Raw genomic sequence first — 13,702 nt, forward strand, 5'->3', positions numbered from 1 at the left:
CCTAAGCGCCCGGCACCAGCGATTCCGTCACCAGCGAAGCGAACACGGCAACCAACGCCCCGCCCCTAAGCGCCGGGCACCGGCGGTTCCGCGATCTCGAAGTACTCCGGCTGCCGCGCGGTGCCGGCGAGCTTGAAGTACCTCACCTTCCGCCGCCGGCGCAGCACCAGCACCGCCCGCACCGCGTCGTTGTGCACGCGCCGCGCGATGACGACCCGGTGTTCGGCATCGGCGAGTTCCCCGGCCAGCTCCGCGGGCAGCCGGGCCCGGTCGATCGACGCCAGCAGCCGCGTCAGCTCGTTCTCCGCGACCTCCCGCTCGGCGCGCGGCGCCTTCTCCGCGATGTCGGCGGCCTCCCGGAGACCGGGCGCGGCCCCGTCGACCGCGGCCACCGCCCGCGCCACCACCGCCCGCCGCGCCAGCGCCGCGTCCAGCGCCGCCCACCCGGCGTCCAGCCGGACGTGCAGCCGGTCCAGCCGGTTCGCCGTGGCGACCAGGAACAGCCCGCCGAGCACCACCACCGCCGCGACGATCGAGACGACCAGCACGAACCAGTTCACAGCGGCACGTCCTCCGCACTGACCCGCCGCGGGTCGGCGGCGATCGCCGTCTCGTAGACCCGCAGCACCTGCGTCACCACCACCGGCCAGTCGTAGATCGTGACCCGCTCCCCCGCCGCCGCGGCCAGCGACGTCCGCCGCGCCGGGTCGCCGAGCAGCTCCCGCAGGCAGTTCGCCAGCGCCACGCTGTCGCCGGTGGTGAACAACGCCCCCGCGCGCCCGTCGTCGAGCACACGGCGGAACGAGTCCAGGTTGCTCGCCACCACCGCGGTCCCGGCCGCCATCGCCTCGGTCAGGATCATCCCGAAGCTCTCGCCGCCGGTGTTGGGCGCGCAGTAGACGTCGACGCTGCGCAGCGCCCGCGCCTTCGTGGCGTCGTCGACCTGGCCGAGCAGCTCCAGGTGCGGCGCCAGCTCCGGGCCCGCCATCCGGCGCAGCACGTCCGCCTCGCCGCGGCCCACCACGAGCAGCCGCAGCTCCGGGAACTCCGGCAGCAGGCGGCGGGCCGCGCCGAGCAGGACCTCCATGCCCTTGCGCGGCTCGGTGAACCGGCCCACGAACCCGATCGTGCCCCCGGCCCGCGGATACCCGTCGAGCGGCTGGGCGCGGGAGAAGAACTCGACGTCGACCCCGTTGGGGATCTCCACCGCGTCCCCGCCGGCGTGCTCGACCTGCACCCGCCGCGCCAGCGCGGACACCGCGATGCGGGCGGTGATCTTCTCCAGCAGCGGCCGCAGCACCGGCTGGAACGCCGACAGCGTCCGCGACCGCGGCGTGGACGTGTGGAACGTGGCGACGATCGGCCCGTCGGCGACCTTCAGCGCCAGCAGCGACAGGCTCGGCGCGGCCGGCTCGTGCAGGTGCAGCACGTCGAAGCCGCCCTCACGCAGCCACCGCCGGACCCGCGCGTAGGACACCGGGCCGAACTGCAGCCGCGCGACCGACCCGTTGTACGGGATGCCCAGCGCCTTGCCCGCGGGGTGCACGAAATCGGGCAGATCGGCGTCCTCGTCGGCGGGCGCCAGCACCGACACCTCGTGGCCGCGGTCCAGCAGCGCCCGCGCCAGGTCCGTGACGTGCCCCTGGACCCCGCCGGGGACGTCGAAGGAGTACGGGCAGACGATCCCGACCTTCACGCCGCTTCCTCCGTCGCGGAAAAGGTCGCCTCCTCGAAATCGGCGGTCCACAGCTTCTGCATCATGTGCCAGTCCGCCGGGTGCGCCGCGATGTCACCGGCGAAGACGTCGGCCAGCGCCTGGGTCGCGGCGGGCACCTCGGTGCGGTGCGCCACGCGGATCCGCGGGTGGATGCGGATCCCCCAGCCGTCCTCGGTGAACCAGCTGCCCACCGGCAGCAGCGCCGCGCCGGTGCTGGCCGCCAGCCGGGCCGGACCGGCCGGCATGCTGGTCTTCTCACCGAAGAACGACACCGGCACGCCGCTGCCGGACAGGTCGCGGTCGGCGATCAGGCACACCACCCGGTTCTCCCGCAGCCGCTGCAGCAGCAGCCGGAACGAACCGGTGCCGCCGTCGGCGGACAGGATCTCGAACCCGAGCGACTCGCGGTAGGCCACGAACCGCTGGAACAGCGACTCCGGCTTCAGCCGCTCGACGACCGTGGTGAACGGGCCGTACCGGCCGACCGCCCAGATGCCCGGCACGTCCCAGTTCCCGCTGTGCGGCAGGGCGACCACGGCGCCGTTGCCCTCGGCCAGCGCCGCGTCGAGGTTCTCCACCCCGCTGATGGTCGCGCCGACCCGGGCCCGGATGTCGTCCGGATCCACGCTGGGCAGGCGGAACGCCTCGTGCCAGTAGCGCGCGTAGGAGCGCACGGCCTGCCGGGTCAGTTCGTCCAGTTCGGTGTCGTCGGCCTGCGGCACGACGCGGGCCAGGTTGCGGCGCAGCTGCCGCACCCCGGGGCCCTTGCGCTTGGCCGCGAAGTCCGCGGCCAGCCCGAAGCCGGCCTTGGCCAGCGGCACCGGCAGGCGGCGCACCACGTTCCAGCCCGCCGCGTAGCCGAGGTCGGCCATCCGCTCGCCGAACCGGCCCATCAGCCCGCCTCCCGCGCGGAGGCGGCGACGGCGAGCATGCGCTGGATCGTGGTGATGATCGAGCCGAGCGCGAGCAGCCACAGGGTGCCCTCGACGGCGAACGGCACGCCCAGGCCCTCCAGCCCGGTGCCGACGAGCGCGATGATCAGCCGCTCGGCGCGCTCGACCAGCCCGCCGTCGGCCTTGAGACCCTCCGCTTCGGCGCGGGCCTTGATGTAGGAGATCACCTGGGCCAGCACGAGGCAGATCAGGCAGGCCGCGGCGGCGCGCAGGTTGTGCTCGACCGCGAAGCACCACCACGCGATGCCGGCGAACAGGGCGCCGTCGGCGAGCCGGTCGCAGGTGGCGTCCAGGGTCGCGCCGAACGGCGTGCCGTACCCGCGGGCGCGGGCCATCGCGCCGTCGAGCAGGTCGAGCATCGCGAAGCCCCACACGGTGAACGTGCCGGCGAGCAGCATCCCGTTCGGGAAGAACACCAGGGCACAGGCGATCGCGCCGGCCGTGCCGATCATGGTCATCGCGTTCGGGGTGAGCCCGGCCCGCACCAGCGCGTGGCCGAGCGGGTCCAGGGCTCGCGAGACGGACGCTCGCGCGAAGATGTTCAGCATCGGATCGTCGGGGTGGCGGTATCGGCGGGCATGTCCATCGCTCTCGGCGTTCCACCTGGGGCTGCGGGGTCGGTTTGCTGACCGCAGCCTATCCACCCGCTACGACACTCCGGTGACGCGGCGCGCCCAAGGCGCCGCGCGCGCTCAGGCGAGCTGGTCCAGCTGCTCGTCCGCGGCGGCCCTCGCCTTCGCGCACTGGGGCGTGAGCTGGTCGCGGATCGCCTCGGAGATCTCCTCCAGCGCCCGCACCTGACCGGGGGTGAGCGCGTCGAACAGGGCCTCGCGCACGGCCTCGACGTGCCCGGGAGCCGCGGCGACGAGCGCGGCGAAGCCCCGGTCGGTCAGCCTGGCGAACGAGCCGCGCTTGTCGGTGCCGCAGCTGTCGCGGCGCACCCAGCCGTTGGCCTCCAGGCGCGCGACCGCGTGCGAGAGCCGGCTGCGTGACGAATGGCACTTCTCGGCCAGCTCGCTCATCCGCAGCGTGCGGCCGGGCGACTCGGACAACACGACGAGGACCTCGTAGTAGGTGTGCGGCATGCCGGCGTCGCGCTGGAGCTGGGATTCCACGTGGCTGCGCAGCATGGTGACGGCGGCCGAGAACGCGCGCCACACACGCTGTTCGTCTTCGCTGAGCCATCGCGGTTCGGACATGACGTACATGGTACCTCTAGTTGAGAGCTCAACCAGCGTGCGCTACGGTGTGGTTGAGGGCTCAACCAAGCATAGTTTTCGAGGAGACGACTGATGACCGCTTCGACGACCGAGATCCCCGGTTACATCGCCGGCACCTGGACCATCGACTCCACGCACTCCGACGTCGACTTCGTCGTGCGCCACCTCGGCGTGTCCAAGGTCCGCGGCCGGTTCGCCGAGGTCGAGGGCGAGATCGTGACCGGCGCCGACCTCGCCGACTCGAAGGTCACCGCGACGATCAAGGCCGACAGCATCGACACGAAGAACGCCGACCGCGACGCGCACGTCAAGAACGCCGACTTCCTGCACGTCGAGCGGTTCCCGACCCTGACCTTCGTCTCCACCGGCGTGCGCGCCGAGGACGGCGAGTACTTCATCGACGGTGAGCTGACCGTCCACGGCGTCACCAAGGCCGTCACCCTGGCCGCCGAGGTCGGCGGGTTCGCCGACGGCATGACCGAGGGCAGCAAGGTCTTCGGCATCTCGGCCACCACCGAGATCAGCCGCTCCGACTTCGGTGTCGGCGCCTCCATCCCGACCGCCGTCCTGGGCGACAAGGTCAAGATCGAGCTGAACATCGAGGCCGGTCTCAAGGCCTGAAACACCGCGACGAAACGGGCCCGGACCTCCCGGTCCGGGCCCGTTCGCGCGCTCAGATCCGGTGCCAGGCCGTCGACAGCAGCTCGCGCGTTTCGCCCAGCAGCTGGGGCAGCACCTTCGTCTGGCCGATCACCGGCATGAAGTTCGCGTCGCCACCCCAGCGGGGCACCAGGTGCTGGTGCAGGTGCGCCGCGATGCCGGCACCGGCGATCACGCCCTGGTTCATCCCGATGTTGAACCCGTGCGCCCCGGACACCGACCGCACCACCTTCATCGCGTGCTGGGTGAACTCCGCCAGCTCCCGCGTCTCCTCCGGCGTCAGGTCCGGGTAGTCGGCCACGTGCCGGTACGGCAGCACCATCAGGTGCCCCGGGTTGTACGGGTACAGGTTCAGCACCGCCCACACGTGCTCGCCCCGCGCGAGGATCAGCGCCTCGGCGTCGTCCAGGCCGAGCAGGCGGCAGAACGGGCACCCCTCGGGCTCGTCGCCCTCCGGTTTGTCCTGCCCCTGCACGTAGGCCAGCCGGTGCGGGGTCCACAGCCGCTGCAACGCGTCCGGCACCCCGACCCCGTCCTGGCCCACCAGCTCCGGCTCGGTCAAGGCAGGACCGCCTGGAGCGCCTCGGCCGTCGGCGAGCTGTTCTCCCTCCGCGCGATCCAGCCGGCGATCGCCTCCACCGCGTCGTCCACCGGCACCCCGTTGATCTGGCTGCCGTCGCGGAACCGGAACGACACCGCGCCCGCCTCGACGTCCTTGCCACCGGCCAGCACCATGAACGGCACCTTCTGGGTGGTGTGGGTGCGGATCTTCTTCTGCATGCGGTCGTCGCTGGTGTCCACCTCGACGCGGATCCCCTTGGCGCGCAACGCCTTCTCCACGCCGCGCAGGTGCTCGGCGTGCTCGTCGGCGATCGGGATCCCGACCACCTGCACCGGCGCCAGCCACGCCGGGAACGCGCCCGCGTAGTGCTCGGTGAGCACCCCGAAGAACCGCTCGATCGAGCCGAACAACGCGCGGTGGATGACCACCGGCTGCTTGCGGCTGCCGTCGGCGGCGGTGTAGCTCAGCTCGAACCGCTTGGGGTGGTTGAAGTCCAGCTGGATGGTCGACATCTGCCACGACCGGCCGATGGCGTCCTTGGCCTGCACCGAGATCTTCGGGCCGTAGTAGGCCGCGCCGCCCGGGTCCGGTACCAGCTCCAGCCCGGAGTCGATGGCGGCCTGCCGCAGTGTCTCGGTGGCCTCCTCCCACTCCTCGTCGGAGCCGATGAACTTGTCCGAGTCCCCGCGGGTGGACAGCTCGAGGTAGAAGTCCGAGAGGCCGTAGTCGGCCAGCAGGTCCAGCACGAACCGCAGCAGCGACCGCAGCTCGCCCGGCATCTGCTCCTGCGTGCAGTAGATGTGCGAGTCGTCCATGGTCAGCCCGCGCACCCGGGTCAGGCCGTGCACCACACCGGACTTCTCGTAGCGGTACACCGTGCCGAACTCGAACAGCCGCAGCGGCAGCTCCCGGTAGGACCGCCCGCGCGACCGGAAGATCAGGTGGTGCATCGGGCAGTTCATCGCCTTGAGGTAGTACTCCTCGCCCTCCAGGGGCAGCGGCGGGAACATGGTTTCGGCGTAGTAGGGCAGGTGACCCGAGGTGTAGAACAGCCCGGACTTGGTGATGTGCGGGGTGTTCACGAACTCGTAGCCGGACTCCTCGTGGCGGCGGCGCGAGTAGTTCTCCAGCTCGCGCCGGATGATGCCGCCCTTGGGGTGGAACACCGGCAGGCCCGAGCCGATCTCCTCGGGGAAGGAGAACAGGTCCAGCTCCGCGCCCAGGCGGCGGTGGTCGCGCCGCTCCGCCTCGGCCAGCCGCTCCAGGTAGGCGTCCTGCGCCTCGGCCGATTCCCACGCGGTGCCGTAGATCCGCTGCAGCTGCGGGTTCTTCTCACTGCCGCGCCAGTACGCGGCGGCCACGCGGGTCAGCTTGAACGCCGGGATGAACTTCGTGGTCGGCACGTGCGGGCCGCGGCACAGGTCGCTCCACACGCGCTCCTTGGTGCGCGGGTCGAGGTTGTCGTAGATGGTCAGCTCGCCGCCACCCACCTCCATCACCTCGGAGGTGTCCACTGTGTCTTCAGCGGACTTGAGGTCGATGAGCTCCAGCTTGAACGGCTCGTCCGCGAGCTCCTCGCGCGCCTGCTCGACCGAGTCGAAGCGGCGGCGCGAGAACTGCTGCGCCCCCTTGATGATCTGCTTCATGCGCTTCTCCAGCGCCTGCAGATCCTCCGGGGTGAACGGCTTGTCGACGAGGAAGTCGTAGTAGAAGCCGTCCTTGACGGGCGGGCCGATGCCGAGCTTGGCCTCCGGGAACTGCTGCTGCACCGCCTGCGCGAGCACGTGCGCCGCGGAGTGGCGGATGACGCTGCGGCCGTCCTCGGTGTCCGCCGCGACGGGCTCCACCGGGGCGTCCGCCTCGGGCGCCCACGCCAGGTCGCGCAGGCGCCCCTCGGCGTCGCGGACGACGACGATCGCGTCCGGCCCCTTGGCCGGCAGGCCCGCCTCGCGGATCGCGGCTCCGGCCGTGGTCCCGGCCGGCACCACCACGCTGGCGGCGGGTGCGGCTGCGGTGGACGACGGCTGGTTCACGATGGGCTCCTTCGAACGAAGTGATGTCCCACCGATGCTATCCGCCGCCCGCCCGCGGTCTTCCGCGAGGGACTTCAGACGGTCTCGACGACCTCGTCGTAGTCCAGCCGCGGCAGCCGGTCGAACCACGGGTTGTCCCCCGGCTTGCCGACGTTGACCACGACCAGGGACTTCCACTTGCGGCCGGCGAAGAACTCGGCGTCGATCCCGGCGGCGTCGAAGCCGGTCATCGGGCCGGCGGCCAGCCCGGCGGCGCGCACGCCGATGATGAAGTAGCCGACCTGCAGCAGCGCGTTCAGCCGCGCGAAGCCCTCCCGGCCGGACTCGTCGGCGAACAGGTCCTTGGCGTCCGGCTTGTGCGGGAAGGTCTTGGGCAGGTTCTCGTGGAAGTCGGTGTCGGCGGCCAGCACCACGGTCACCGGGGCGGCGGCGGTCTTGGCGCGGTTGCCCTCGGACATGTGCGGCAGCAGCCGCCGCTTGCCCTCCTCGGTGCGGATCACCAGCGCGCGCAGGGGCTGGGTGTTCATCGACGTCGGCGCCCACTTCACCAGGTCGTAGATCGCCTGGATCTGCTCCTCGCTCACCGGCTCGGCGGAGAACGAGTTCGCCGTGCGCGCCTCGCGGAACAGCAGGTCCTGCACGTCCTGCGGCAGGTGGAGGGTGTCGGCGAGGCTGGCGGTAGAGGTCATGGGTACTCCCGAGAGACGTGTCGGTGCCTTCCCTCCCCCCAACCTAGTTGAGCGCTTGACTATTTCTGGTGTGCGGCTCGTCACTCGTAGATGCGGACCCAGTCGATCTCGGCGGTGCTGCGGATCGGCGGGGTGGCCTTGTGCCGGTTGTGGTTCTGCTGGATGACCAGGTGCATCGGCTCGCTCGGGATGGTGCCGGGCTCGCCGTAGGTCGCCCAGGCGACGCCGTCGATGTAGCAGGTGACGTGGCCGGGCTGCCATTCCACCGCGTAGTTGTGCCACTGGGTGATGTCCAGGTCCTTGCGCATGTGCCCGGCGTCGGTGTTGCCCGGCCCGTGCAGCCAGCTCTCCACGTACTGGCGCGCCGGGTCGTAGATCTCGGCGAAGTCGATCTCGCCGTCGAGGTTGGTGTCGCTCTCCGGCCACAGCAGCAGCACCGGGTTGAAGTCGGGGTCGGCCGGGGCCGGGAAGCGCGCGCGGACCTCCCACCGGCCGTAGGTGCGGTCCTCGTGCCAGGCGATGCCGCAGGTCGCCGCGGTGGCGTCCCCGTCACCGACCAGGGTGAGGACGCCGCCGCGGACCACGCACTGGTCCGCGCCGAGGGTTTCCCCCGACACCGGGTTGTGGCCCTGGTAGATCTCCCAGTTGGCGGTGTCGACCCGGCGGCCGTCGAAGTCGTCCTGGGCGATCAGCCGCCAGCCGAAGTTGACCGCGGCCTCGCCGGACGCCTCGGGGGTGATCACGGCGGTGCCCGGCGCCTCGGTGACCACGGTCGGCGAGGCCCCCTCGGTGTCGCCGAACCGCTCCGACGTCACCCGCACGGCGAGAATCGCGACACCCGCCAGGACTACACAGGCGACCAGGATGACTACGCGACGCACCACCGCGACAACTTATCGTCCCCCGGACGGGTGGCCGCTCTAGCCCCGCTCGCCCTGCCGCTTCGCGACCAGGAACAGCGCCTGCCGCCGCAACCGGGCGCCCGGCGCCATCGCCGCGCCGACGAGCCGGTCGACCGGCCGCACGCCCCACCCCGGATCACTGGCCAGCCCCTCGGACAGCGCCCGCTGCTCGGCGTACTCCGCGCGCTGCGCCCGCGCGGACAGCGAATCGCGGCCGATCCGGAACGCCGCCAGCGACTCCGGCTGGCCGAAGAAGTCGCCGTGGCCCAGCAGCCCGATCCACAGCGCCAGGTCCATCGGGAACGTCCAGCGCGCGTCCCACCCGCCGACCGCGTCGAACTGCTCGCGGCGGAACAACGCGCCACCGGGCTCGCCGAGCGGGTTGCCGCCGTGGCGGACGATCTTGCGGATCACCGCGCTCGCCTCGTGGCGGCCCACCAGCCCGCGCAGCCCCCGGTTGGCGGCGAGGACCTCGCCGGCCTCGTTGATCATGTCGCGGCGCGAGCACACCAGCGCGATGCCCGGATCGGTCGCCAGGACCTCGTACTGGCGGCGCACGCAGTCCGGGTGCAGCAGGTCGTCCGCGCACAGCACCTTCACGAACCGGCCGCTGGATGCGGCCACGACGCGGTTCCAGTTCTCCGCCAGCGGCAGCACCCGGTCGTTGCGGAGCACCTTCAGCCGCGGATCGGCGAAGCCCCGCAGGATCTCCGGGGTCGCGTCGGTCGAGGCGTTGTCCAGCACGACGAGCTCGAAGTCGCCGAAGGTCTGCGCAAGGACGCTGGAGACGGTGTCGGCGATGTACCGCCCGGCCTGGTAGGCCGGGACGCACACGGAGACCGTGGCCGCGCTCACGGCTTTTCCCCCTTCCGGGTGTAGCTCTGAACAGGCAAAACGGTGGTCGGTCGCGCATGCTGGCACGCGTGGGGATCTTCGCGATGGTCGCCCTGCTGGTGGCGGGGCTCTTCGGCTGGCCTCCGGCTGATCGGGACGAACCCGGGCCGCCGGCCGTGACGCTGCTGCCCGGCGCCGGGGATGGGCTCGTACTCGGCGTGACGCACGCACAGTACAGCCTCGACTCGTGGCTCACACCCGGACAACGCACGAGCGGGGAACAGATCCTGGGTGCCACCCCGCTGCTGCAGAACCAGCACATCATGGGCTTCGGCGTGGGCAACCCCGAACCCGCGCCCGGCCGCTTCGACTGGTCCCGCCTGGACGAGCGGATGGACCTGATCGAGCGCACCGGCGGCACCCCGGTGATCACCCTGTGCTGCGCACCGGACTGGATGAAGGGCGGCGCGGCGGGCACCACCGACTGGGACGACCTGGCGGCCGCCCCGCTGCCGGCGCACTTCGACGACTTCGCGCGGCTGTCCGCCAAGGTCGCCCAGCGCTACCCGCAGGTCAAGTACTTCCAGGTGTGGAACGAGCTCAAGGGGTTCTGGGACGCCCAGGCCGGCGCCTGGGACGCGAAGGGCTACACCGACCTGTACAACCAGGTCTACGACGCGGTGAAGGCGGTGCGGCCGGACGCCCTGATCGGCGGCCCGTACGTGGTCCTGAACAGCTGGTCCTCGGCGTCGGCCACGAACCACCCGTCCGAGTTGCGTGGCCCGTACGGCGTGGTGGACCAGCGGTCGCTGGACGTCGTGGAGTACTGGAACGAGCACAAGCACGGCGCCGACTTCGTCGCGCTGGACGCCTCCACCGGCACCCGGGACCAGGGCCTGATCACCACGCCGGACAAGGCCAGCCAGATCTACGCCGACGCCACCCGCTGGGCGCGCAGCCTCACCGGGCTGCCGGTGTGGTGGTCGGAGTTCTACCCGGAGACCGCTCCCCCGCCGCAGGAGTCCACCGGGAAGGCGAAGAGCGCGCCCGTGCCGGCGGACCAGGCCCGCGCGGTGGCCACTTTGGACGCCGTGGCCAGGGCGGCGGAGGCGGGCGCGGCGGCGATGCTGCTGTGGCAACCGGAAGCCAGCGACGACCTGCCGTACGCGGCGCTGTGGTCGGAGGCACGGCCCGGCGTCGACGTGCTGCGGCCGACGAGCCTGACCGCCGCGTGGACCTGGCTGGCGCCGCGGCTGCGCGAGGGGCTGGTCGACGTGCAGCGGCCCGCGGACGTGGTGCAGTTCAGCACGCCGGGCGGGAAGGTCGTCGTCAACCCGCGGCCGGAGACCGGGCTGGTCCGGGCGGGCGGTCTCAGCGTGCGGGTGCCGCCGCTGACCATCCGGGTGCCGGGCTGAGCCCGTCACAACGACAGTCCCACCACGATTCGCCAGATCGCGCCGACCGCGGTGAGCACGGTCAGCCCCACCGCGACCAGGTCGAGCGTGCGGATCCGCTCGGTGCGCGCCGACGCCGTGTCGGTCGAGCGGCGGCCGACGGTCATCTCCTTGAGCACGGTCCGCCACACGAGCACCACCAGCAACGCCACCCCGGACAGCGCCGTGACCAGGGTGAGGAAGTCGGCCTGGCTCACGCCGGCTCCGCCACGACGGACGTCTCGCGCACCAGGCGGGCGGGCACCCCGGCGTAGACCCCGGGCACCGGGCAGTCGCGTGCCACGACCGCGCCCGCGGCGAGCAGCGCCTCGTCGGCGATGCGCACCCCGGGCAGGATCTGCGCCCGCGCCCCGACCCACACGCGGTCGCCGATCACGACCGGCCGGGCCTGGGCGACCCGGGAGACCCGGCCGTCGGGCAGCGTCGGGTGGTGCGAGGTGACGATCATGACCTGCGGGCCGAACTGGCAGGACGCGCCGATGGTGATCGGCCCGACCGACTCCAGGTAGCACTCGGCGTTGAGGAACGTGTGGCGCCCGATCTCGACGTTGCGCAGGGCGCCGTGGATCCGCAGCCCCGGGAAGATGTTCCCGGAGCGGATGCGCGCGCCGAACGCGCGGTAGCCCAGCAGCCGCAGCGGGCGCGGCACCAGCGCGCTGCCGAGCACGCCGTTGACGATCGCGCCGACCGTCATCGACCACAGCTCGATGTGCACCTGCTCGCGCAGGCGCCGTCCCAGGGACCGGGTCTGGTTCACGTGTTCCCTCCGCCACTGCCCTGCACGAACTTGTCGGCGGGCGTCGTCCGGCCGAGCACCAGCGAACCCTGATCGTCGAACACCAGGCGGTACAGCCCGGTGGCCTCGAGCTCGCGCACGAGGTCGGCGCCGTAGGTGTCGGGCACCTGGTCGAAGATCTTCATGTAGGCCCACTGCGGCTCGGTGAGCACAAGATAATCGGGGCCCTTCAGGCGCAGGCAGGCGACCAGCGCGGGAACGTCGTCCATCACCTCTTCGCAGTAGCCGTCGACTTCGAACTGGGACACCTCGCCCACGCGCGCGAACGACAGCGGCACCGAGTTGACCAGCGAGTCCACCCGCTGCCCCGGCTGCGCCTGGTGCACCGCCCAGCTCGCGGCGGCGATGTCGCTTTCGTGGAAGCTGATGTAGGCGTCGTTGCCGCCGCGGGCGGTGACCGTCGAGGCGAGCAGGCCGGTGAGCACGACCCACGGCACCGCGGCGGCGAGCACCGTGCGCGCCGGCCGGTTGCGCCAGCGCAGCCGGCGGGCCGAGGTGACCGCCTTCTCCAGCGCGAGCGACGCGGGCAGGGCCATCACCGGCAGCGAGAACAGGAAGCAGCGCATGAAGACCTCGCCGCCGTAGGGCTGGGCCACGGCGAGCCCGAACGGCGCGACGCACAGTGCGGGCAGCAGCCACGACTTCAGCGAGTCGCGGCGCATCTGCCAGATGCCGTAGGCGGCCATGCCGGCGACGAACAGCGTGATCCCGATGCGCACGGTCAGCACGACGAGCCGGCCGGGGCTGCCCGCGAACCGGGCCACGATGCCCTCGTCCACCGAGGAGCCGACGTCGCCGAGCGGGCTGAGGATCATCTGGACCAGCTGGCCGCTCCAGAACTCCGACGCGCCGAGCGAGAACCACACCACCGCGCCGCCGAGGATCACGAACGGCACCCACGCCGGCCACAGCCGCCCGAACACCAGCAGCAACAGCAGCAGGACGCCGAGCACGAACGGGGTCAGCTGGTGGGTGGGCGCCAGCGCGAGCCCGATCAGCACCACCGCGCCCTGCGCCACCAGCCGCGCCTTCGGGCTGGACCGCGGCGCGAGCCCGGCCAGCAGCCGCGCCTTGACCGGCTCGGTGAGGCGGGGCCGCACCAGGTGCCGGAAGGTCAGGGCCAGCGCGGCGAGCATCAGGATCATCGCCGTGCCCTGCGGCGAGAAGTAGTCCTGCTCGGTCCAGTTCGCCACGAGGTAGAGCCAGGGCGCGATCCACGCCGCGCGCCGGTTGCCCAGCGCCGACACGGCCAGGGCGCGCACGCCAAGCACCGCGAGCCCGGACAGCACCACCGGCGCCCAGTTCAGGAACGGGATCGCGTCGGGCATCCCGGCGGCGCGGGTGATCATCGCGACCAGCGAGAAGAACCCGGCCCAGGAGAACCGCGCGTCGTAGTCGTGCAGAATGTCGCCGTGCGTGGCGATGTAGTCGGCGAACCCGGCGTGCAGCCACGCGACCGGCAGCCGCGCGACCTCCTGGATCGCGGGCTGCAGCCCGTACACGCCGAGCACGCCGAGCAGCGTGTAGAGCGAGAGCAGCCAGGTGCGCGGCCGGTAGCGCAGCAGCTCCAGCACCACGGCGGCGACCAGCAGCGGATAGGACAGCAGCGTCGGCACCGACAGCTCGGCGACGAGCCCGAGCCCGCCGATCGCCTCGGGCGGGACGGGGTGCAGCCCGATGATCCACAGCACCACCGCGACCGCGGCGAGACCGGGACCGAAGAACGGGTCGGCGAGGAAGGCGGGCCGTCCGGCGCCGGTGCCCAGCCGGGGCCGGGACTCGACCGCGCGCGCGGGCGGTTCCGGCTTCGGCGCCAGGCGGCCCGACGCCGGGATGTAGCGCGTGGGCGGGCGGGGCGGCGGCTGCGGGAACCGCATCGGCT

15 protein-coding genes are annotated in these 13,702 nt (G+C 72.1%); 2 read left to right on the forward strand and 13 right to left on the reverse strand.

Features of this window, described 5'->3' with window-relative positions; translation table 11 throughout:
- Positions 1 to 65: 65 nt before the first annotated feature.
- The 5 genes from D0D28_RS21520 to D0D28_RS21540 all read right to left on the reverse strand — a co-directional run bounded on the left by D0D28_RS21520 (position 66) and on the right by D0D28_RS21540 (position 3,869).
- Positions 66 to 560 (reverse strand): NUDIX hydrolase, encoded by a 495-nt coding sequence (locus D0D28_RS21520; RefSeq protein ID WP_116111785.1) that lies wholly within the window; start codon positions 558 to 560, stop codon positions 66 to 68.
- A complete protein-coding gene (locus D0D28_RS21525) occupies positions 557 to 1,696 on the reverse strand; it encodes a glycosyltransferase family 4 protein (protein WP_094007134.1) in 1,140 nt (379 codons plus the stop codon). Before D0D28_RS21525 ends, D0D28_RS21520 begins: the two co-directional genes overlap by 4 nt.
- Positions 1,693 to 2,610, reverse strand: a complete 918-nt coding sequence (locus D0D28_RS21530) for a phosphatidylinositol mannoside acyltransferase (protein WP_116111788.1) — start codon at positions 2,608 to 2,610, stop codon at positions 1,693 to 1,695. Before D0D28_RS21530 ends, D0D28_RS21525 begins: the two co-directional genes overlap by 4 nt.
- Entirely contained in the window at positions 2,610 to 3,218 is a 609-nt protein-coding gene (pgsA, locus tag D0D28_RS21535; protein ID WP_116111791.1) for a phosphatidylinositol phosphate synthase, read from the reverse strand. Before pgsA ends, D0D28_RS21530 begins: the two co-directional genes overlap by 1 nt.
- 144 nt (positions 3,219 to 3,362) lie before the next feature.
- Positions 3,363 to 3,869, reverse strand: a complete 507-nt coding sequence (locus tag D0D28_RS21540; RefSeq protein ID WP_094007169.1) for a MarR family winged helix-turn-helix transcriptional regulator — start codon at positions 3,867 to 3,869, stop codon at positions 3,363 to 3,365.
- A 93-nt stretch (positions 3,870 to 3,962) separates the two neighbouring features.
- Here D0D28_RS21540 and D0D28_RS21545 point away from each other — a divergent pair, with 93 nt between their 5' ends.
- Positions 3,963 to 4,511: a YceI family protein gene (locus D0D28_RS21545; protein ID WP_116111793.1), complete on the forward strand. Its 549-nt coding sequence runs from the start codon at positions 3,963 to 3,965 to the stop codon at positions 4,509 to 4,511.
- Positions 4,512 to 4,563: 52 nt separating this feature from the next.
- Here the strand turns inward: D0D28_RS21545 and D0D28_RS21550 are convergent, their stop codons facing one another.
- From D0D28_RS21550 to D0D28_RS21570, 5 genes are all read right to left on the reverse strand, one after another.
- Positions 4,564 to 5,112: an HIT family protein gene (locus D0D28_RS21550; protein ID WP_094007129.1), complete on the reverse strand. Its 549-nt coding sequence runs from the start codon at positions 5,110 to 5,112 to the stop codon at positions 4,564 to 4,566.
- Positions 5,109 to 7,145 carry a threonine--tRNA ligase gene (gene thrS, locus D0D28_RS21555; protein ID WP_116111796.1) on the reverse strand — a complete coding sequence of 679 codons (2,037 nt, stop codon included), beginning with the start codon at positions 7,143 to 7,145 and terminating at the stop codon, positions 5,109 to 5,111. Before thrS ends, D0D28_RS21550 begins: the two co-directional genes overlap by 4 nt.
- A 74-nt stretch (positions 7,146 to 7,219) precedes the next feature.
- The gene (locus D0D28_RS21560) at positions 7,220 to 7,834 is read right to left on the reverse strand and encodes a malonic semialdehyde reductase (RefSeq protein ID WP_116111798.1); all 615 of its coding nucleotides are present in this window, start codon (positions 7,832 to 7,834) and stop codon (positions 7,220 to 7,222) included.
- Positions 7,835 to 7,914: 80 nt separating this feature from the next.
- Positions 7,915 to 8,718, reverse strand: coding sequence for a glycoside hydrolase family 16 protein (locus D0D28_RS21565; protein WP_116111800.1), 804 nt, complete (start codon positions 8,716 to 8,718; stop codon positions 7,915 to 7,917).
- A 36-nt stretch (positions 8,719 to 8,754) separates the two neighbouring features.
- Entirely contained in the window at positions 8,755 to 9,591 is an 837-nt protein-coding gene (locus D0D28_RS21570) for a glycosyltransferase family 2 protein (protein WP_116111803.1), read from the reverse strand.
- 56 nt (positions 9,592 to 9,647) lie between these two features.
- Between D0D28_RS21570 and D0D28_RS21575 the strand changes: the two genes are divergently transcribed.
- Positions 9,648 to 10,985 (forward strand): hypothetical protein, encoded by a 1,338-nt coding sequence (locus tag D0D28_RS21575; RefSeq protein ID WP_116111805.1) that lies wholly within the window; start codon positions 9,648 to 9,650, stop codon positions 10,983 to 10,985.
- A gap of 5 nt (positions 10,986 to 10,990) precedes the next feature.
- On the opposite strand, the gene D0D28_RS21580 is transcribed toward D0D28_RS21575, so the two are convergent.
- The 3 genes from D0D28_RS21580 to D0D28_RS21590 form a co-directional block, all read right to left on the reverse strand.
- Positions 10,991 to 11,221: a hypothetical protein gene (locus D0D28_RS21580; RefSeq protein ID WP_094007120.1), complete on the reverse strand. Its 231-nt coding sequence runs from the start codon at positions 11,219 to 11,221 to the stop codon at positions 10,991 to 10,993.
- On the reverse strand, positions 11,218 to 11,781 hold the full coding sequence (locus D0D28_RS21585) for an acyltransferase (protein WP_116111808.1): 564 nt from the start codon (positions 11,779 to 11,781) through the stop codon (positions 11,218 to 11,220). The genes D0D28_RS21580 and D0D28_RS21585 overlap by 4 nt, the downstream gene beginning before the upstream one ends.
- Positions 11,778 to 13,702: hypothetical protein (locus D0D28_RS21590; RefSeq protein ID WP_116111820.1), on the reverse strand; the 1,925-nt coding region annotated here is incomplete at its 5' end. The genes D0D28_RS21590 and D0D28_RS21585, both read right to left, overlap by 4 nt.

The organism is Amycolatopsis ruanii (assembly GCF_003385175.1).
Taxonomy (GTDB): Bacteria; Actinomycetota; Actinomycetes; order Mycobacteriales; family Pseudonocardiaceae; genus Amycolatopsis_E; species Amycolatopsis_E thermalba.